The following is an 18,730-nucleotide window of genomic DNA, read 5'->3' on the forward strand; positions in this document are numbered from 1 at the left end:
GCGGGGAACCCTCTCCCGTAGGGAGAGGGCAGGGTGAGGGGTCGGCCGTTTGACGTTTGGGCGGAGACCTCACCGCTGCCTGCCTGACAGATGGGCGCCTCGCTGGTCCAGGGGCCGACACCTCTCCCCTGCCCCTCTCCTTACAGGAGAGGGGTTCCCCGCGCCTTACGAATGCCGCGCGAGCACCGTCTTCACACCCTCGACCAGCCCCTCGACCGGCACGGAGAACTGAGCCTCCGCCTGCTTCGCCTTGTGCTCGGCGGAGTCCTTCACGTCGCGGGAGGCGGCGGCGAGTTCGGCGCCGAGGATCAGGTCCTTGATCACGACCGTGCCGGCCTCGCGTTCGGACGACCCTTGAATGATGGCGCAGACCGCGCCGCGGCGGTCGGCATATTTCATCTGGGCGTTGAATCCGGATGAGCCCAGATAGAGATCGGCGCGGCAGAGCGGCTTGCCGTTGTCGTCCTTCGCCTGGCGCAGCGTCGAGACGAAAGCCTGATAGCCCGGCATGAACTCCGGCGACTTGTTGTCCATGGCGGTGACGACGACGAGCGGCAGTTCGTTCTTCTGATCGACGATGGGCGACTTCACCGCCTTCAGCGCGGTGTAGAGCCGCGAGACGCCGATCGAAAAGCCGGTTGCCGGCACGGGCTCGGGCCGGAAGCGGCCGACCAGCCCGTCATAGCGCCCGCCACCCGCCACCGAGCCGAAGCGCACGACCTGGCCGTCGTCGTTGGTGACCGGGAAGGTCAACTCCACCTCGTAGACCGGGCCGGTGTAGTATTCGAGGCCGCGCACGACGGAGGGGTCGATGCGAATGCGGTCGGGGCCATAACCAGAGGCCAACAACAGCTTCGACAGCTCATCGAGCGTATTCACACCCTCGTACAGAACAGGCTTTTCGGCAGCGATCGACTCCCAAGCCGTTGTACTGGCGGCGCAGTCGTCGATGTCCGTCAACGTGTCGAGAAAAGCCGTTCGGCCGTCATAGGTGCCAAAGTCGGCATTCATCAGCCCGAGAACGACGCCGCTTTGTGTTTCGCTCAAGCCGGCGCCCTTGGTGAAATCACCGCTCTCGTCCTTGCGGCCCTCCCCGAGCAGCAGACGCACGCCCTCCGGCCCGAACTTGTCGAGCTTGTCGATCGCCCGCAGCACCGTCAGCCGACGGCCGGCATTCTCCTCGCCGCCGAGCCCGATCGCCTCCATCACGCCGTCGAGCACCTTGCGGTTGTTGACCTTGATGACATAGTCGCCGCGCTTGATGCCGAGCGCCTCCATCGTGTCGGCAGCGAGCATGCAGATCTCGGCATCGGCCGCGACCGAGCCTGCGCCGACGATGTCGGCGTCGAACTGCATGAACTGGCGGAAGCGGCCCGGGCCGGGCTTCTCGTTGCGGAAGACATAGCCGGCGCGGTAGCTGCGATAGGGCTTCGGCAGCGCGTCGTAATTCTCGGCGACATAGCGGGCGAGCGGCGCGGTCAGATCATAGCGCAGCGAGAGCCACTGCTCGTCATCGTCCTGGAAGGAGAAGACGCCCTCGTTTGGGCGGTCCTGGTCGGGCAGGAACTTGCCGAGCGCATCGGTGTATTCGACGAAGGGGGTCTCGACGGGATCGAAGCCGTAGCGCGAGAAGCTCTCGCGGATCACCGCCAGCATGCGCTCGGTGGCGGCGACATCGGCCGGGCCACGATCGACGAAGCCGCGCGGCTGGCGGGCCTTCAGCTTGGCGGGGGCGGGCTTGTCCACGGACATGGGCGTTCGTTTCGTGTGTTCGACGGCGGGATTGGGCCGTTCGGTAGCTTGCGCGGGCGGATGGGGCAAGGGTTTGCGGCTTGCGAACCCCTCCCCGTCATGGTCGGGCTTGTCCCGACCATCCACGTCTTCGTTTGTCGAGGCCTGTGTCCAAGACGTGGATGCTCGCCACGAGGGCGAGCATGACGGCGTGGCTCGTCACTCAGCCGCGACCAGAGAACTCACCCGAAGAGGGCGATCCACGATTCCCGCCTGGGCCAGCTTCTCCGGCAAGGGTCCGCCCGTCGCCCAGTCGAGCAGTTCGGCGGTGTGGACCACCGGAGTGGTGGCGCCGCGGTCGGCGAAGCCCTTGGCGATCTGGGTCATGCAGCCGATATTGCCGGTGGCGACCAGCATCGGCTTCGTCTTCTGGATGTTGCCGACCTTGCGCTCGCGCAATTGCCCGGCGATCTCCGGCTGGAGGATGTTGTAGACGCCGGCCGAGCCGCAGCAGATGTGCCCCTCCGGCGCCTCCTTCACCGCGAAGCCGACGCCCGAGAGCAGGCGCTTGGGCCCGTCCTTCAACTGCTGGCCGTGCTGCATCGAGCAGGCCGAGTGATAGGCGATCGGCATGGCGACATCCCGCACCGGCACGAGATCGAGCGTCGCGACGAATTCCGTGACGTCCTTCGCCAGCGCCGATACCCGCTCCGCCTTGGCGGCGTAGGCCGGCTCGTTGCGGAACATGAAGCCGTAATCCTTGATCGTCGTGCCGCAGCCCGAGGTGGTGATGAGGATGGCGTCCAGCCCCTTGCCCTCGATCTCGGCCGTCCAGGCGTCGATATTGGCGCGGGCAAAGGCGTGGGCGTCGTGCTCGCGGCCCATATGGTGGACGAGCGCGCCGCAGCAGCCCTCCCCCTTCGGCAGCACGACCTCGACGCCATGGCGCGTCAGCAGCCGGATCGTCGCCTCGTTGATGGCCGGGTCGAGCACCGGCTGAGCGCAACCGGAGAGGATGGCGACGCGCTTGCCCGCAGGCGCGGCGGCGGGGGCGAATGCCTGCGGCCCCTCCATCGGCGAGCGCGAGGGCAATTTGGAGGGCGCCAGCGCCAGCATTGCCTTCAGCCGCGCGCCGACCAGCGGCAGGGCGCCGAGCGCGGGCCCCAGAGGCTTCGCCAGCATCGCGCCGAGCATCGCGACACGGAAACGGCCCGGATAGGGCAGAATCGCGCCGAGCACGCGCCGCAGCAGCTTGTCGTGCCAGGAGCGCTCATAGGTCTCCTCGATATGGGCGCGGGCATGGTCAACGAGGTGCATGTAATGCACGCCGGAGGGACAGGTCGACATGCAGGAGAGGCAGGAGAGGCAGCGGTCGACATGCTTCACGACCTCTTCGGTCGCCGGCTTGCCGTTCTCGAGCATGTCCTTGATCAGGTAAATGCGCCCGCGCGGAGAATCGAGCTCGTCGCCGAGCAGCAGATAGGTCGGGCAGGTCGCGGTGCAGAAGCCGCAATGCACGCAGGTCCGCAGGATCTTCTCCGAGGCCGGAAGCCGCGGGTCCGAGGCGAGATGGGCGGGGCTGAAGTTGGTCTGCATCTCTCTCAGGCCCCACCCTGCCAGGCTTTGATCCAGTCGAGCGGATACAACAGCATGATCACGTTCAAGGTCAGGTTGTCGCGGATGAGCCAACCGACCACCAGTTCCATCGCCAGCGCGGACGCCACCGTCACCCAAACGGGGAGGAAGCGTGCCGCGAGGAAGCCCGCGATCATCGCAAGGATATCGCAGACCGAGTTGAGGACGCTGTCGCCGTAGTAATCCAGCGAGATCGTCGTCGCGCGATAATGCTCGATCACCGCATTGGTGTTCTCCGCGATCTCCCAGGAGGCTTCCAGCAGGATCGACAGGATCAGCGCCAGTCCCAGCGAGATCGGCAGGCCGGTGATGCGCCTGATCAGCCAGAACAGCCCGTAGAACAGGAAGCCGTGGATGATGTGGGAGAAGGTGTACCAGTCGGCGATATGCTGGGAGTTCTCCGAGGACATCACCTCGCCATGCCAGGGTTTGACGAAGCCGCATTTGCAGATCGGCTCGCGCCCCATGGCGGTCAGGATCGCGGCGGTCGCGACGATCAGCAGCAGCGCGATCAGCGCGATCGTCCCGGGCGCCAGCCGGTTCGGGGCCCAGGGGGCACGCGGATCGGGCGCGCGCCCCGCCGGGTTCAGCGTCTCAGCAAACGTCATCAGATCCCCGCATACATCCGGCCCGGCTCGAAAATGCCCGCCGGGTCGAAGCTCGTCTTGATGCCCGCCGTCACCCGCATCAGCGGCTCCGGCAGCGGCTCGAACACCGGCACGCTTGCGCGGATCGCGGCCGGGGCGCGCACCAGCGTGGCATGGCCACCCAGCGGCCTGATCGCAGCGCGGATCGCGTCGGCCGCGGCATCCGCGCCGGCGGGGACCGCGAGCCGAACCAGCCCGCCGCCCCAGTCGTAGAACCAGCGCGCACCCGGAACGAGCGCCGCGATGGCCGCGGTCGCCTTCGGCCCGTCGGTCGGCGCGACGGACAGCCGCCAGACCGCCTCGTCGGTTCCGGCGAAGACGCGGGCGTCGCGGACATCGCGCCAGAGTTCGACCGAGGCTTCGCCTTCGATCCGCTCGGGGGTGCCATGGGCCGCCAGCAGCGCGACCAGCTCGCGGCTGCGATAGTCGATCGAGTCGGAGAAGTTCTCCAGCCGAAGCAGCGTACGGGGCTGCTCGGCGCCGATGCCGGCCGGCAGATGGGCGGCGGCGAAGGGCTCATAGGGCGAGCCCAGCGCGGTGCAGAGCAGCGCCACCGCCGTCTCGTCCGAGAGGCCGCGCCAGACCAGCGTCAGGATGCGCTCCGGTTTCGGCAGCACGCGGAAGGTGACCTCGGTGAGGAAGCCGAGCGTGCCGTAGCTGCCGGCGACGAGCTTCACGAGGTCGAGCCCGGTGACGTTCTTCATCACCCGCCCGCCGGATTTGATCGCCTCGCCGCGGCCGTTCACCAGCCGGATGCCGATGAGGGAATCGCGCGCCGCGCCGGCATTGATCCGGCGCGGGCCAGAGATGTTGCCGGCGGCGACGGCGCCGATGGTCGGCTCGCCCTCCGTGCCGAGCAAGGCGCGGTGGTCCATCGGCTCGAAGGGCAGCATTTGGCCGCGCTCGGCCAGTATGCGCTCGACCTCGGCCAGCGGCGTGCCGGCGCGCGCGGCGATGACCATCTCGGCCGGCTCATAGAGCGTGATGCCGGTGAGGCCGGCGCTGGAGAGCGTGCTCTGCGTCTGCGTCGGGCGGCCGAGCCCGGCCCGCGTGCCGCCGCCGCCGATCGACAGGGGAACGCCGCTGTCGAGCACAGATTTCACGACGGCGCAGGCCTGCGCCTCGGTGGTGGGGATGTGGAGGGTCATGGACACGCTCCATCGTCATTCCGGGGCGCCGCAACGCGGCGAGCGCGGAACCCAGAACCGATGCCCCTTGCGAGTAAATAAAGCCGAACCCGCTCGGCCGACGACCGAGCGCATCGGTTCTGGGTTCCGGGCTCTTCGCTGCGCGGAGCCCCGGAATGACGGCGGTGGTTCACGGCAACAAAGGATAGAGATCGCTCCAAAGCGGATTGTTCTCCTCGATCAATCTGATTTTCCAATCCCGCCGCCACTTCTTCATGTCCTTCTCGCGATCGATCGCTTCTCGCGCCGTCGCATGCTCCTCGTACCAGACAAGACGATCGACGCCGTAGGTCCGCGTGAAGCCCGGAAGAACCTTGCTTTTGTGTTCGTGAACACGACGAGCGAGATCGCGGATCACCCCGAGATAAAGAGTTCCGTGCTGGCCACTCGCCATCAGGTAGACGTGAAACGGCAAAAACCCCCTCCGCCGTCATTCCGGGGCGCCGCGAAGCGGCGAGCCCGGAACCCAGAACCGATACCGCCTGCCAACAAAGCGGATCGATCGGGGCAAGACAACGATACCCCGCATCGGTTCTGGGTTCCGGGCCCATGCCTTTGGCATGTCCCGGAATGACGGAGGGTTTGCTCACGCCGCCACCCGTCCTTCCAGCGGGAACACCTTGGCGGGATTGAGCAGCCAGCGCTGGTCGAACACCGCCCTCACCCTCATCTGCTGGTTCAGATCCTCGGGGTTGAACTGGAAGGTCATCAGGTCGCGTTTCTCGATGCCGACGCCGTGCTCGCCGGTCAGGCAGCCGCCGACCTCGACGCAGAGCTTCAGGATGTCCATGCCGGCATCCTCCGCCTTCTGCGCCTCGACGGGGTCGTTGCAGTTGTAGAGGATCAGCGGGTGGAGATTGCCGTCGCCGGCATGGAAGACATTGGCGACGCGCAGCCCATAGCCCTTCACGATCTCGTCCATGCGGCGCAGCACGTAAGGCAGCTGGCCGGTGGGAATGGTGCCGTCCATGCAGATATAGTCGGCGATACGACCCGTGGCGCCGAAGGCGGATTTGCGACCCTTCCAGATCGCCGCCGCCTCCATCGCGGACCGGCTCTCCTTCACCGTCTTGACGCCGTGTTCGCGGGCAATGGTGACGATGCGGGCGAGCTGGGCGTCCATCTCGATGTCGGAGCCCTCGACCTCGATGATCAGCAGCGCCTCGACATCCATCGGGTAGCCCGCCTTGGCGAAGGCCTCGCAGATCTCGATGGCGGGCTTGTCCATGAACTCCATCGCGACCGGGATGATGCCCGCGCCGATGATGGCGGCGACCGCCGCACCGGCCTGCTCGCTTGTCGGGAAGCCGAACAGCACGGGCCTGGCGCCTTCCGCCGCGCGCAGAATGCGCACGGTCGCCTCGGTGATGATGCCGAGTTGGCCTTCGGAGCCGTTGATCAGCCCGAGGATATCGTAGCCGGCCGCATCCAGATGGGCGCCGCCGATCTCGACGATGCTGCCGTCGAGCAGCACCATCGTCACGCCCAGCACGTTGTTGGTGGTGACGCCGTATTTCAGGCAGTGCGCCCCGCCGGAATTCATCCCGATATTGCCGCCGATCGAGCAGGCGAGCTGGGAAGACGGGTCCGGCGCGTAGAAGAAGCCCTCGGCCGAGACGTCCCCGGTGACGGCGAGATTGGTGACGCCGGCCTGCACCTTCGCGGTGCGGTTGGCATAGTCGATGGCCAGGATGCGGTTCATCTTGGCGACGCCGATGACGACGGCGTCCTCCTGCGGGATGGCGCCGCCGGCGAGCGAGGTGCCTGCCCCGCGCGGCACCACCGGCACGCCCTGCTCGCCGCAGAACTTCAGGACGGCAGCGACCTCCTGCGTCGTCGAGGGCAGCACCACCGCCAGCGGCAGGCGGCGATAGGCGGTCAGCGCGTCCGTCTCATAGGGACGGCGCTCGTCCTCGGCGGTGATCAGTGCGTCGGCCGCAACGAGCTGGGCGAGGCCGGCGACGATCTCCTCGCGACGCGCAAGGATTCCCGGATCGGGCAGCGGAAAGGCGATGGCGGACATGGTGCGGTCTCCCCGGGCGAACGGCACGCAGCCTAGACCAATTCGAAACGACTTGCAGTGCGACCGACGCGCATGATCTTTTCCGTAAACGAAAAAATCGATGAGGGATCTGTGCAGCCATGGACCGGTTCGGCGATCTCGACGTCTTCGCCCATGTCGTGACGGCGCGCAGCATGTCGGCGGCGGGGCGGCAGCTCAACCTGTCGCCGGCGGTCATCTCCAAGCGCATCCGCCGGCTCGAGGAGCGGCTGGGCGTCAGGCTGCTGCAACGCACGACCCGGCAGCTCTCGCTGACGGAGGCCGGACAGGGCTTCTATGAGCGGGTCGTCTCGATCCTGTCCTCGATCGAGGATGCCGAGGCCTGGGTGGCGAGCGGGGCCGGACAGGTGCGCGGCACGCTGCGTGTCTCGGCGCCGACCTCCTTCGGGCGGCTCCACATCGCCCCCCATCTCAAGCCCTTCCTCGATACGCACCCGCTGGTGAGCGTCGAGCTCGTGCTGACGGACGGCTTCACCGACATCGTCGGCGAGGGCTTCGACCTCGCGATCCGCATCGCGGATCTGCGCGATTCGAGCCTGGTCGCGAAGCGGCTGGCGCCGAACCACCGCGTGCTCTGCGCGACGCCGGGCTATCTCGCGGCAGCGGGCGTTCCGGCGATGATCGACGACCTCGCGCGTCACACGCTGATCGCCCACAACACCGACCACTGGACGCTGGACGGGCCTACCGGACCGGTCACGGTGCGCGTCGCCGGCCCGCTGCGGACGAATTCCAGCGAGGTCGTGCGCGAGGCGCTGCTGGCGGGGCTCGGCATCGCGCTGCGCTCGACCTGGGATGTCGGGCCGGAGCTGAAATCGGGAGCGCTGCAGCGGGTGCTGCCGGCCTATTCGGTCGGCAGTCGCGTCGCCATCCATGCGGTCTATCCGAGCCGCCGGCACATGGAGCAGAAGGTTCGCGCCTTCGTCGATTACCTGGCCGAACTTTACGGCCAAACTCCCTATTGGGATGCCGGACTGAGCCTCTGAGCCGATCTTCGGCAAGCGGAGCATCCCGGCGCGCGATCGTTCGAGCCGGCCGCCGAGGACGCTCCCCCGCCTGATGCGAAGGGGCGCCCCGGAATGGTGGCTGCGCGTCAGTTCCAGCCGGCCTCACGCTCGCAGGCGCGACGGGCGTTGGGGTTGGCCTTCTCCCACTGGGTGATCGAGCGCGTCTCGTTGTCGCTCATTTTGCCGTTCATGCAGGTGCAATAGGCCGCCACCACCGTGGCCGTGACCTTGGCGTCTGCATTGTCGCTCAGGCACTGGGCGATCCATTTCCGGTCGTCGGCCGTCTGGGAGAAGGTCGCGCCACCGAGGAAGACGCTGCCCGCAAGCAACGTCGCCAGAAACTTGATTGTCATGGTGTATCCCTACATCGAACCGCCTGTTGCGGCGTGCGGGAAAGTTGATGAGCGCCGATCTTCGGTCAATATTCGATCCGCTTTTCAAAGTCCCATTCCAAAAATAGTCATGTGACCTTGTACGGTTATTTCAAAAATGGTCAGACCTTCCGAATCAACCATTGGCTGAGCCCCAGAGTGTCGCGCCGGGTGCTTGTCTTGGATATGCGCGGCCGCACGTCCGCCTGCCGACATCCATAGCGGCCGCTTGCTCGGTTGGCCCTTATCCCCGATGGTCGACCCCTATTCGGAGACTTGATCATGTTCGGCATTCTCGAAGGCACGGGCTCGACCGTCCTCGACCCGCGCTTCCATCGCGTCATTCCCGGCTCAGCCCGGGTCGAGCGTCTGTGGACCGGCGCGCGCTGGGCGGAGGGGCCGGCCTGGTTCCGGGCGCACAACACGCTGGTGTTTTCCGACATTCCGAACGACCGGATGCTGCGCTTCGACGCGATGAGCGGGCAGACGAGCGTGTTCCGCCAGCCGGCGCGCAACAGCAACGGCAACACGGTCGATCCCCAGGGGCGGCTCATCACCTGCGAGCATGGCGGCCGGCAGGTGACGCGCACCGAACATGACGGCTCCGTCACCGTTCTCGCCAGTCACTGGCAGGGCAAGCGGCTGAACTCGCCCAACGATGTTGTGGTGAAGTCGGACGGGTCGATCTGGTTCACCGATCCCGATTACGGCATCCTTAGCGATTATGAAGGCAACAGGGCCGAGAGCGAGATCGGGGCCTGCCATGTCTACCGCATCGACGGCAAGAGCGGCGTGCTAACCATCGTCGCCGACGATTTCGTCAAGCCCAACGGGCTCGCCTTCTCGCCGGACGAGCGCATCCTCTACATCGCCGACACCGGTGCCAGCCACGATCCGGTCCACGGCCCGCGCCACATCCGCGCCTGCGAGGTCTCGGCCGACGGCACGCGGCTGACGGGTTCGCGGATCTTCGCCACCTGCACGGCCGGGCTGTTCGATGGCTTTCGGATCGATGTCGAGGGCCGGATCTGGACCAGCGCCGCCGACGGCGTCCACGTCTACCACCCGGACGGGACGCTGATCGGCAAGATCGCGATCCCCGAGGTCGTCGCCAATGTCTGCTGGGGCGGGCCGCGGCTCAACCGCCTGTTCATCTGCGGCACCAGTTCGCTCTATGCGCTGATGACCAACACCAATGGAACGACCTGGCCAGGGGCTGTGACCAGCGCTTGATCGCAAAGCGCTTCGCCTCAGCGCTCCGGCAGACGGCTCGGCAGCCGGTCCAGGAGAAACGGCAGCGCAAAGCCGATGATCAGAAACCGCATCAGATGGTGCGAGCTGACATAGAGCATGTCGAGCCCCATCGCGAAGGCGAGCATTGCCATGGCCTCCAGCCCGCCAGGGGCGAAGGCCGTGATCGAATCCGCATAGGAGACCCCCGCGAGCAGCGCTGCCGGCAAGGCGAAGGCGAAGGCAACTGCGAGCGACACCAGCAGGCCACCGACGGCGAGGGGAAACAGCTTCAGCAGATCGCGACGCGGAATGGCGCCGATCCGCGCGCCCATCGTCGACCCGAGCATGACCAGCACGGCAATTTGCACCGGCGGCGGCAGGCTGCCCTCGACGAGGCCGGTGCCATGGGCGACCGCGCTGGACAAAATCGCACCGAACATCATCGGCGCCGCGACGCCGAGACGGTCGAGCACGAGGCCGGCAGCGAAGCCGGCGAGCAGCAGCAGCAACATCGTCCAGGGGTCGAGAATTTTTGCAGGCGGCGCGACTGCCATGGCGGGGTGCAGACCGGTGAGCTGCATCAGGCCGGGCAGCAGCGCCACGAGAACGAGCAGGCGCAAGAGCTGGACGACGGAAATACGGCCGATATCGGCGCCTTTCGACTGCGCGACCGCCAGCACCGTTGCCAGTGCACCGGGCGCCGCCGCCAGCAGCGAATCGAGCCAGGACCAGCGCGCGACATAGCGCAGATAGGTTCCGGTGGCGGCCATGATGCCGGCCATGGCGAAGAACAGGATGATGAGAGAGGCCGGGTAGCACACAGCCGCGGCCAGGGCTTCCGGCGTAGCGGACGAGCCGATGATGGCGCCCGATAGCAGCACGGTGGAATCGAACCATGAGCGGCGCAGCACGGGCAGGGGACGCACGAGCGCGACCAGCAAGGTCAGGATCATGGCGCCCGATAGCCAGGCGGCCGGCGCCCCCAGAAAAGCGAACAGAGCACCTCCCACCGCTGCAATGGCGATGACCGCGGCCTCTCGGGACAGGACTTTCAACGTCGAAGGAGAACCCACCCCCGTCATGATACCTCGCTGCGCGCCGCTGCAACGCAGCATCGCAGTCTTGTCGACCGCGCGGGGCGGGGTCAATTTGACCGGCAGCCCGCGCCGCGCAGTGCCGTCATGCGCGCTGGGCCTGCATGCGGCTTCGCGAGCGTGCTCAGCCGGCCAAAGCGCGCTGCAGCCTCGTCACGGTCTCGACGAGATCGGAGGCCTTGCGCGCGAAGCACAGCCGCAGCCCCGTTTCACCGCCAGGGCCGAACGCGGTTCCGGGAGCGAGGCCGACATTGGCCCGGTCGACGAGATCGATGGCGAGCGCCCGGCTGTCCTGCCAGCCATCGACCGAGAAGAACTGATAGAGCGCCCCGTCCGGCGGCGACAGCGTCACCCGGTTGGTCGCCTTCAGCCCTTCGGCAATGATCCGGCGCCCCTCCGCGGCGCGAGCGATCTGCTCGGCGACGAAGGGCTCGCCCTCGTCCAGCGCGGCGATGGCGCCCCGCTGGACGAAGACTGGAACGCCGGAGGTCGAGTACTGGATCAGGTTCTCGATCACCTGGCCGAAGGCGGGCGGGGCCTCGATCCAGCCGACGCGCCAGCCCGTCATGGCCCAGTTCTTCGAAAAGGTCTGGACGAAGAGGACGCGATCCTCCGGCTCCATCACGTCATGGAAGGAGGCGGCGCGGGCGGAGCCGTCATAGACGAAGCGGGCATAGATCTCGTCGGCGATGATCCAGAGGCCGTGCTTGCGGGCGAGCGCCAGGATGGCGGCGAGTTCATCCTTCGTCGCCGTCCATCCGGTCGGGTTGGCCGGCGAATTGATGGCGATGGCGCGCGTCTTCGGGGTGATGGCGGCGGCCAGCCGGTCGAGATCGAGCGAGAAGCGGCCCTGGACATAGTCCATCGGGACATTGACCGGGATGGCTCCGGCAACGCCGATGGCGGCGCCGACATTGGGCCAGGCCGGGGTCGGGATCACCACCTCGTCGCCGGGGCCGGTGACCATCCGCACGACGATCTGGACCGCCTGCATGCCCGAGCCGGTGACGAAAAAGGACTCCATCGAGAAGGGCCGGCCATAGAGCGCGGTGTGGTAGCGCGCGAGCGCCTCGCGGAGATCCGGGATGCCGCGCTGCCAGGTGTAGAAGGTCTCGCCTTTGGCGAGCGAGGCGTTGGCGGCGCGGGCGATGAAGTCCGGGGTCGGCAGGTCGCCCTCGCCGACCCAGAGCGGGATCAGGCCCTCCTTGAGACGGCCGTGATTGACCACCTCGACGATGCCGCTTTCGGGCGCATGGCGCGCCTCGGGGCGCAGCGACGACAGCAGGCTGGCGCCGGTGGGCGTGACGGTCGACATCGGGCAGGACCTCGCGGTTGTGGTGTGGCCTGTTTAGCCGATCACGCGCCGCCCGGGCATGAAAACGCGAGATCGACCCGATCGGCCGCCGTGATGAGTCGCCGTGGCCGGGCGCTTGGCTCAGGCGCCCTTCTGCTTCAGCAGATCGCGGATCTCGCCCAGCAGCACGACATCCTCGGGCGGGGCGGCCGGTGCCTTGGGCTCTTCCTTCTGCTTGTGCTGGAGCCTGTTGATGGCCTTGACCACCAGAAACAGGACGAAGGCGATGATGATGAAGTTCACGGCGATGGTGATGAAGTTGCCATAGGCGAGCACGGCGCCCTGCTTGCGCGCCTCGGCCAGCGTCGTGGCGGTGATGCCGCTGTTGAGCCCGATGAAGTAGTTCGAGAAATCGACGCCGCCGAGCGCGCCGATGAACGGCATGATGATGTCGTTCACCAGCGAATCGACGATCTTGCCGAAGGCCGCGCCGATGATCACGCCGATAGCGAGATCGACAACATTGCCCTTCAGCGCGAACTTCTTGAATTCCTCGAGCATTCCTCGGCCCCTTTCGATGTCGAGCGGCCGATCGCCTCGTGCCGCCTGGTGTCCCGGCCCTGACGCTAGAGGAAGATGCGGCCGTGTGGAAACCAGTTTCCTCCGCCCGTGCCCATCCTTTAAGCTCGCGCCGGTGACACGGCTGCGATGGAGGCAGAATGATCCCCGCCTGGTCCGTGGTCCTGGTCGCGCTGGCCTATCTCTGCGCGCTCTTTGCGATCGCGCATGCGGCCGACACATCGGGCCGCCGCCTCGTCGGCGGCCGGGCTCGAGCGACGATCTATGCGCTGGCGCTGGGCGTCTACTGCACCTCCTGGACATTCTACGGCTCGGTGGGGTTCGCCAGCCGCGCGGGCCTGGACTTTCTTGGCATTTATGTCGGGCCGATCCTGGTCATCGGCTTCGGCCACCGTTTCGTCGGGCGGATCGTCCGGATCGCCAAATCCCAAAACATCACCTCGGTCGCGGATTTTGTCGGCGCGCGCTACGGCAAGAGCGAGCGCGTGGCGGCGCTGGTCTGCCTTGTCGCAGTGATCGGCGCCCTGCCCTACATCGCCCTCCAGCTCAAGGCGGTGGCGAGTTCGCTATCGGTCCTGCTCGCCGCGACGGGCGGCCGGCCGGCCTCGGCCGATGCGCCGGTCCTCACCGACCTCGCCTTTCTCGTGGCGATGGTGCTTGCGGGCTTCGCCTGCGCCTTCGGCACGCGCCATATCGACGCCACCGAGCATCAGGACGGGCTGGTGCTGGCCATCGCGGTGGAGTCCCTGGTCAAGCTCGTCGCGTTCCTCGTGCTCGGTGTCTTCGTCGTCTACGGGCTCTATGACGGCGCGGGAGACCTCTTCGCCCAGGCGGCCAACCTCCCGGGGGGCGCCCCTCCGATCTGGGAGCGGACCTCGAACTGGCCCACCTTCCTGACGCTGACGCTGCTCTCCTCCTGCGCCGCGCTGCTGCTGGCGCGCCAGTTCCACATGACCATCGTCGAGAACCGCGACGCGGCCGATGTCCGCCGCGCGGCCTGGATGTTCCCGCTCTATCTGATCCTCATCAACCTCTTCGTCCTGCCGCTTGCGATGGCGGGCGAGTTGCTGATGCCGGGTTCCGGCGTCGACCGTGACATGACCGTGCTGCTGCTGCCGCTGCAGCAGCAGGCGGGGCTGCTGGCACTGCTGGTCTTCATCGGCGGGCTGTCTGCCGCGACGGCGATGGTGATCGTCGCTTCCGTCGCCCTGGCGATCATGATCTCGAACCATCTCGTCATGCCGGTGCTGCTGCGCGGGCGGAGGGCTCTGAGCGACCCCGCCGCCTCTGCCTCCGGCGTGCCGGCCAAGCCGGTCCGACATGGCAATACCGGCGGCGATCTCGGCTCGCAGGTCGTCATCATCCGTCGGGTCGCCATCCTCTGCGTCATCCTGTTGGGCTATGCCTATTACCGGGCGGCCGGCGAGCAGGCACTGGCGGCGATCGGCCTGCTGTCCTTCGCCGCCACGGCACAGATCGCTCCGGCCTTTTTCGGCGGCCTCGTCTGGCGCCGCGGCACGGCGCTGGGCGCGGCGGCAGGCCTGATCGTCGGCATCGCAACCTGGGCCTATACGCTGCTGATGCCGAGCCTCGTGAAGCCAGGCAGCTTCTGGGCCGACATCGTTGCCAACGGGCCTCTCGGCTACGCCGCCCTGCGGCCCGAGGCGCTGTTCGGGCTCGACCTGCCCCCCCTGCCCCACGGCGCGTTCTGGAGCCTGGGGCTCAACCTGCTTGCCTATGTCGTCTTCTCGCTCTTGCGCCCGGCAACGGCGATGGAGCGCCTGCAGGCCAACGCCTTCGTCGAATCGGACCGGGCGACTATGGCGCAGTCCTTCTCGCTCTGGCGCTCCAGCGTCACCGAAGCGGAGTTGCAGTCGACGATCGGCCGCTACCTCGGCCAGGAGCGGACGCAACGCGCCTTCGAGGGCTTCGCCAGCAGCCGCGGCGAGGCGCCGATGCCCTCGCGCGACGCCGACATCCATCTGCTGCGCTTCGGCGAGCATCTGCTCTCCTCCGCCATCGGCGCGGCCTCGTCCCGCCTCGTGCTCTCTCTGCTGCTGCGGCGGCGCAATCTCACCACCGAAGCCGCCTTCAAGCTTCTCGACGACGCTTCCGCCGCGCTGCAGTACAACCGCGACATCCTCCAGCACGGGCTCGACCATGCCGGCCAGGGCATCACCGTGCTCGACCGCGACCTGCGCCTGCTCGCCTGGAACCAGGCCTTCATCCAGCTCTACGACCTGCCGCCCGCGATGGTGCGCTTCGGCACGGGACTCGACGAGATCGTGCGCTACAACGCCGCCCGCGGGGCCTATGGCGACGGCCAGCAGGACGAGTTGATGGCGGCGCGGCTGCAGAGCTTCGTGCATGACCGCGAGCCGGTGCGGCTCAAGCTCTACCCGTCGAAGAAGGTCATCGAAATCCGCACCAACCCGCTGCCCGACGGCGGTTTCGTCACGACCTATACCGACATCACCGAGGCCGTCGCCGCGCAGGAGGAGCTCGAGCGGACCAATGAGAGCCTCGAGCGGCGCGTCGTCGAGCGCACGGAGGAGATCCTGCGCGTCAACGCAGAGCTGCAACGCGCCAAGGCGGAGGCCGAGGAGGCCAATGCCTCGAAGACCCGCTTCCTCGCCGCCGCCAGCCACGACATCCTGCAGCCGCTCAACGCAGCCCGCCTTTATGCGACCTCGCTGGTCGAGCGCGACCGCGCCGCCGGCAGCCCCGACCTCGCCGAAAACATCGACGCCTCGCTCGACGCGGTCGAGGAGATCCTGACCGCGCTGCTCGAGATCTCGCGCCTTGACGGCGGCGCGATGAAGCCGGAGATCACCGCTTTCCGGCTCGACGAGCTGATGCGCCAGCTCCAGCGCGAATTCGAGCCGAGCGCCCAGGAGAAGGGACTGAAGCTCGTCTTCATGCCGACCAGCCTCGCCGTGCGCTCGGACCGACGGCTGCTGCGGCGCCTGCTGCAGAATCTGGTCTCCAACGCGATCAAGTACACCCCCAGCGGCAAGGTACTGATCGGCTTCCGCCGGCGTGGCGGGCAGGTTTCGGTCGAGGTGCTGGATACCGGGCTCGGCATCCCCCAGGGCAAGCAGAAGACGGTGTTCCGCGAGTTCCAGCGTCTCGACCAGGGGGCGAAGGTGGCGCGGGGGCTCGGGCTCGGCCTGTCGATCGTGCAGCGCATCGCCCGCACCCTCGATCACCGCCTGACGCTCGATTCGGCGCCCGGCCGGGGCAGCCGCTTCGCCGTGCTGGTGCCGCGCGCCTCGCCGCTGCCCGAGATGAGCACCGCGCCGGCGCCGCGCCCGGCCCCGGCGGGCCAGCTCGCCGGTCTCAGGCTGCTCGTCATCGACAACGAGCCCGCCATCCTCGACGGCATGAAACGGCTGCTGGAAGGCTGGGGCTGTGAAGTCGCGACGGCGGCCGGGCTCGACGCGGCGCTGGCCCTGCAGAAGCGCAGCGCGCCCGACGTCGTGATCGCCGACTACCATCTCGACAATGGCAACGGGCTGACCGCGATCAGCACCGTGCGGGAGCGCTCGCGCCGGCCGCTACCGGCGATCCTGCTCACCGCGGACCGGTCGCCGAGCGTGCGTGAGGCCGCCGCGGCGCTCGACGTGCATCTGCTCAACAAGCCGCTGAAACCCGGCGCCTTGCGGGCTCTGCTGGCGCAGTGGCGGACGACGCGCTTCGCGGCGGAATAGGCTGGCGACAGACGCGTCAGCCCTGGGAGGCCGTGCTGCGCATCGCATCTTCTGCGGCGAGGAAGGCGGTCACGTCCGGGCGCTGCGCCGGGCTTTCCGCTTGCGTCCCGATCTCGGTCATCAGCCGCGCGACCGGCACATAGGCGCGCGCCGCGCGGTCGTACAGCGCCACCCGGACGAGCGCGTGGGCCGCGACGGTCTCCGTCCCGTCCCGGCCCCGCGTGACCAGGCGGTGCTCGATCACCAGCCAGCTCTGCGTCCAGCACAGGATCTCGGTGTCGAGGCGGAAGGGCTGGAAGGCGCGCAGCTCCCGGCGGAAGCGGATCATGCCGCCATTGACCACCGGCACCCAGCGATGTCGCAGCACCGCCCGCCACAGGCCCGTGCGCAGCATCACATCGGTGCGGCCGAGATCCATCAGCGACCAGTAGCGGCCGTTGTTCATGTGCAAGCTGGTGTCGAGATCGTGCGGCCAGACCCGGAAGGACAGCCGCGACGGCTCGGCGAGCGGTTCCAGCCTGGGGCGGAACGGGCTCGTCAGCAGGAGCCAGACCAAGCGGAACCAGAGATTCATGACGCACCCGCGGATGGAAGGCCTCCAAACGGGGCTTCTATCCAGACATGGTTCATATGTAAACGATATTGCGCCCCTGCGAGGGTCAGGGATGACGGGGGCGGCACGCTGAATTATGCGCTGGGCACAGCCCGAATTGGACGCTCCCGATGCCGACCCTGCATGTCTCCCCGCTGTCGAAGCTGCACGAGACCGTCACCGCCGTGCGGCCGAGCCATCTCGTCACGCTGATCAATGTCGGCACGGCGGTGGAGCGCCCGGCCGGCATCGCGGAGGGCAACCACCTGTTCCTCGGCCTGTCCGACATCAGCGCGCCGATGGAGGGCCATGTCGTGCCGGCCGAGGCCCATGTCGAGCGCTTCCTCGCCTTCACGCGACGCTGGGACCGCTCTGCGCCGCTCCTGATCCATTGCTGGGCCGGGATCAGCCGCTCGACCGCGGCCGCCTATATCGCCGCCTGCGCCTTCGCCCCGGAGCGCGACGAGGCGGAGCTCGCCGCCCGTCTGCGGAAGGCCTCTCCCTCCGCCACGCCCAATGCGCGGCTCGTCGCCATCGCCGATGCGATGCTGGGCCGCGACGGGCGCATGCGCGACGCGATCGCCGGCATCGGGCGCGGGGCGGACGCTTTCGAAGGCACGCCCTTCGCTCTGACATGGGACTGATCGGCCTCGGACGGGCTGGCAGCTTCGTGCGGGCACGGGGCGATTGACGCCGAAAGCAGCGCGGCCATGCTGAAATCGATGCAGAAGATTGCTTGCGCTTCGGCGGTTTTCGCAGGATTCATCCGCGCCTGGGAGTCAGGCCATCATGACCATCGAACTCGATTCACGCGACCGCGCCATCCTGCGCATCCTGCAGGCGGACGGCCGGATCACGAATTCAGACCTCGCCGAGAAGGTGCATCTGTCGCCCTCGGCCTGCCTTCGTCGGGTGCGCCAGCTCGAGGAGAGTGGTCTGATCCGCGGCTATGCGATGATCCTCGACGACAAGATCGCGGGGTTTCCGGGGACCGCTTTCGTCTTCGTGACGCTCGACCAGCAGGGCCGCGCCTCGTTGGAGGGATTCGAGCAGGCGGTGCAGAACCTGCCCGAGATCCTCGAATGCCATCTCCTTGCCGGTGCGCATGACTATCTGATGCGGGTGATCTATCGCGACAGCGCCGATTTCGAGCGCATCCACACCGACATCATCACGCAGTTGCCCGGCGTCACCCGCGTTCAGTCGACACTGACGCTGCGCTCGATCAAGAAGAGTTCGGCGCTTCCGGTCTGAGTATCCGGCCGGGGTTGCGGCCGGGGCCACTCCGGCGGATAAGCGACGCCACAACGGGAATCAGGCCGTGAGCGAAGCCATCTCCAACGACGACGTCGCCGCCCTGCCCTTCGAGGCGGCGCTGAAGCAACTCGAGGACATCGTCGCCCGGCTGGAGCGGGGCGATGTGCCGCTCGAGGAATCGATCGCGATCTACACCCGCGGCGAAGCGCTGAAAGCGCGCTGCGACGCGCTGCTGAAGCAGGCCGAGGCGCGCATCGAGAAGATCACCCTCTCCGCTGACGGCAAGCCGACGGGAACCGCGCCGCTGGACGTGGATCGGTAGACGCCCCTC

At 67.6% G+C, this 18,730-nt stretch carries 17 protein-coding genes; 6 read left to right on the plus strand and 11 right to left on the minus strand.

Going from position 1 to position 18,730, the window contains the following annotated elements; genetic code table 11:
* Positions 1-165 precede the first annotated feature (165 nt).
* From hisS to AX750_RS05540, 6 genes are all read right to left on the minus strand, one after another.
* Complete coding sequence (gene hisS / locus AX750_RS05515; protein WP_066735353.1) at positions 166-1,752, minus strand: histidine--tRNA ligase; 1,587 nt, start codon at positions 1,750-1,752, stop codon at positions 166-168.
* 198 nt (positions 1,753-1,950) lie between these two features.
* Positions 1,951-3,327: a glycolate oxidase subunit GlcF gene (gene glcF, locus AX750_RS05520; RefSeq protein ID WP_066735355.1), complete on the minus strand. Its 1,377-nt coding sequence runs from the start codon at positions 3,325-3,327 to the stop codon at positions 1,951-1,953.
* Between the two features lie 5 nt (positions 3,328-3,332).
* A complete protein-coding gene (locus tag AX750_RS05525) occupies positions 3,333-3,974 on the minus strand; it encodes a DUF2585 domain-containing protein (protein WP_082735314.1) in 642 nt (213 codons plus the stop codon).
* Positions 3,974-5,161, minus strand: coding sequence for an FAD-binding protein (locus tag AX750_RS05530; RefSeq protein ID WP_066735357.1), 1,188 nt, complete (start codon positions 5,159-5,161; stop codon positions 3,974-3,976). The genes AX750_RS05525 and AX750_RS05530 overlap by 1 nt, the downstream gene beginning before the upstream one ends.
* Positions 5,162-5,330: 169 nt before the next feature.
* The gene (locus AX750_RS05535) at positions 5,331-5,615 is read right to left on the minus strand and encodes a GIY-YIG nuclease family protein (RefSeq protein ID WP_066735359.1); all 285 of its coding nucleotides are present in this window, start codon (positions 5,613-5,615) and stop codon (positions 5,331-5,333) included.
* A 171-nt stretch (positions 5,616-5,786) separates the two neighbouring features.
* Entirely contained in the window at positions 5,787-7,223 is a 1,437-nt protein-coding gene (locus tag AX750_RS05540) for an FAD-linked oxidase C-terminal domain-containing protein (RefSeq protein WP_066735361.1), read from the minus strand.
* 119 nt (positions 7,224-7,342) lie between these two features.
* Here AX750_RS05540 and AX750_RS05545 point away from each other — a divergent pair, with 119 nt between their 5' ends.
* On the plus strand, positions 7,343-8,248 hold the full coding sequence (locus tag AX750_RS05545; protein WP_066735363.1) for a LysR family transcriptional regulator: 906 nt from the start codon (positions 7,343-7,345) through the stop codon (positions 8,246-8,248).
* A gap of 107 nt (positions 8,249-8,355) precedes the next feature.
* Here the strand turns inward: AX750_RS05545 and AX750_RS05550 are convergent, their stop codons facing one another.
* A complete protein-coding gene (locus tag AX750_RS05550; RefSeq protein WP_066724391.1) occupies positions 8,356-8,622 on the minus strand; it encodes a hypothetical protein in 267 nt (88 codons plus the stop codon).
* Positions 8,623-8,922: 300 nt separating this feature from the next.
* Here AX750_RS05550 and AX750_RS05555 point away from each other — a divergent pair, with 300 nt between their 5' ends.
* Positions 8,923-9,873 (plus strand): SMP-30/gluconolactonase/LRE family protein, encoded by a 951-nt coding sequence (locus AX750_RS05555; RefSeq protein ID WP_066724393.1) that lies wholly within the window; start codon positions 8,923-8,925, stop codon positions 9,871-9,873.
* 17 nt (positions 9,874-9,890) lie between these two features.
* On the opposite strand, the gene AX750_RS05560 is transcribed toward AX750_RS05555, so the two are convergent.
* The 3 genes from AX750_RS05560 to mscL all read right to left on the minus strand — a co-directional run bounded on the left by AX750_RS05560 (position 9,891) and on the right by mscL (position 12,822).
* On the minus strand, positions 9,891-10,988 hold the full coding sequence (locus AX750_RS05560) for an AbrB family transcriptional regulator (protein ID WP_082735315.1): 1,098 nt from the start codon (positions 10,986-10,988) through the stop codon (positions 9,891-9,893).
* Between the two features lie 103 nt (positions 10,989-11,091).
* Entirely contained in the window at positions 11,092-12,282 is a 1,191-nt protein-coding gene (locus AX750_RS05565) for a pyridoxal phosphate-dependent aminotransferase (RefSeq protein ID WP_066724397.1), read from the minus strand.
* A 120-nt stretch (positions 12,283-12,402) separates the two neighbouring features.
* On the minus strand, positions 12,403-12,822 hold the full coding sequence (mscL, locus tag AX750_RS05570; RefSeq protein ID WP_066724405.1) for a large conductance mechanosensitive channel protein MscL: 420 nt from the start codon (positions 12,820-12,822) through the stop codon (positions 12,403-12,405).
* A 158-nt stretch (positions 12,823-12,980) separates the two neighbouring features.
* Here mscL and AX750_RS05575 point away from each other — a divergent pair, with 158 nt between their 5' ends.
* Positions 12,981-16,550, plus strand: a complete 3,570-nt coding sequence (locus tag AX750_RS05575; protein ID WP_066724407.1) for a PAS domain-containing hybrid sensor histidine kinase/response regulator — start codon at positions 12,981-12,983, stop codon at positions 16,548-16,550.
* A gap of 16 nt (positions 16,551-16,566) precedes the next feature.
* Here the strand turns inward: AX750_RS05575 and AX750_RS05580 are convergent, their stop codons facing one another.
* Positions 16,567-17,124: a thioesterase family protein gene (locus AX750_RS05580; protein WP_066724408.1), complete on the minus strand. Its 558-nt coding sequence runs from the start codon at positions 17,122-17,124 to the stop codon at positions 16,567-16,569.
* 149 nt (positions 17,125-17,273) lie between these two features.
* Between AX750_RS05580 and AX750_RS05585 the strand changes: the two genes are divergently transcribed.
* The 3 genes from AX750_RS05585 to AX750_RS05595 all read left to right on the plus strand — a co-directional run bounded on the left by AX750_RS05585 (position 17,274) and on the right by AX750_RS05595 (position 18,721).
* Positions 17,274-17,786 (plus strand): protein tyrosine phosphatase, encoded by a 513-nt coding sequence (locus AX750_RS05585; protein ID WP_066724413.1) that lies wholly within the window; start codon positions 17,274-17,276, stop codon positions 17,784-17,786.
* A 145-nt stretch (positions 17,787-17,931) separates the two neighbouring features.
* A complete protein-coding gene (locus AX750_RS05590) occupies positions 17,932-18,396 on the plus strand; it encodes an Lrp/AsnC family transcriptional regulator (RefSeq protein WP_066724416.1) in 465 nt (154 codons plus the stop codon).
* Between the two features lie 67 nt (positions 18,397-18,463).
* Positions 18,464-18,721, plus strand: coding sequence for an exodeoxyribonuclease VII small subunit (locus AX750_RS05595; RefSeq protein WP_066724419.1), 258 nt, complete (start codon positions 18,464-18,466; stop codon positions 18,719-18,721).
* Positions 18,722-18,730: the final 9 nt, after the last annotated feature.

Origin of the sequence: Methylobacterium sp. CCH7-A2 (genome assembly GCF_001557075.1) — a bacterium.
Taxonomy (GTDB): Bacteria; Pseudomonadota; Alphaproteobacteria; order Rhizobiales; family Beijerinckiaceae; genus Allobosea; species Allobosea massiliensis.

What these genes read in the sequence shown, in the direction of transcription:
- AX750_RS05575 (WP_066724407.1), top strand. Translation starts at nt 12,981, where the DNA reads ATGATCCCCGCCTGGTCCGTGGTCCTGGTCGCGCTGGCCTATCTCTGC.
- AX750_RS05580 (WP_066724408.1), bottom strand. Translation starts at nt 17,124, where the DNA reads ATGAATCTCTGGTTCCGCTTGGTCTGGCTCCTGCTGACGAGCCCGTTC.
- hisS (WP_066735353.1), bottom strand. Translation starts at nt 1,752, where the DNA reads ATGTCCGTGGACAAGCCCGCCCCCGCCAAGCTGAAGGCCCGCCAGCCG.
- AX750_RS05560 (WP_082735315.1), bottom strand. Translation starts at nt 10,988, where the DNA reads ATGCTGCGTTGCAGCGGCGCGCAGCGAGGTATCATGACGGGGGTGGGT.
- AX750_RS05545 (WP_066735363.1), top strand. Translation starts at nt 7,343, where the DNA reads ATGGACCGGTTCGGCGATCTCGACGTCTTCGCCCATGTCGTGACGGCG.
- AX750_RS05590 (WP_066724416.1), top strand. Translation starts at nt 17,932, where the DNA reads ATGACCATCGAACTCGATTCACGCGACCGCGCCATCCTGCGCATCCTG.
- AX750_RS05565 (WP_066724397.1), bottom strand. Translation starts at nt 12,282, where the DNA reads ATGTCGACCGTCACGCCCACCGGCGCCAGCCTGCTGTCGTCGCTGCGC.
- mscL (WP_066724405.1), bottom strand. Translation starts at nt 12,822, where the DNA reads ATGCTCGAGGAATTCAAGAAGTTCGCGCTGAAGGGCAATGTTGTCGAT.
- AX750_RS05530 (WP_066735357.1), bottom strand. Translation starts at nt 5,161, where the DNA reads ATGACCCTCCACATCCCCACCACCGAGGCGCAGGCCTGCGCCGTCGTG.
- AX750_RS05550 (WP_066724391.1), bottom strand. Translation starts at nt 8,622, where the DNA reads ATGACAATCAAGTTTCTGGCGACGTTGCTTGCGGGCAGCGTCTTCCTC.
- AX750_RS05525 (WP_082735314.1), bottom strand. Translation starts at nt 3,974, where the DNA reads ATGACGTTTGCTGAGACGCTGAACCCGGCGGGGCGCGCGCCCGATCCG.
- AX750_RS05540 (WP_066735361.1), bottom strand. Translation starts at nt 7,223, where the DNA reads ATGTCCGCCATCGCCTTTCCGCTGCCCGATCCGGGAATCCTTGCGCGT.
- glcF (WP_066735355.1), bottom strand. Translation starts at nt 3,327, where the DNA reads ATGCAGACCAACTTCAGCCCCGCCCATCTCGCCTCGGACCCGCGGCTT.
- AX750_RS05555 (WP_066724393.1), top strand. Translation starts at nt 8,923, where the DNA reads ATGTTCGGCATTCTCGAAGGCACGGGCTCGACCGTCCTCGACCCGCGC.
- AX750_RS05585 (WP_066724413.1), top strand. Translation starts at nt 17,274, where the DNA reads ATGCCGACCCTGCATGTCTCCCCGCTGTCGAAGCTGCACGAGACCGTC.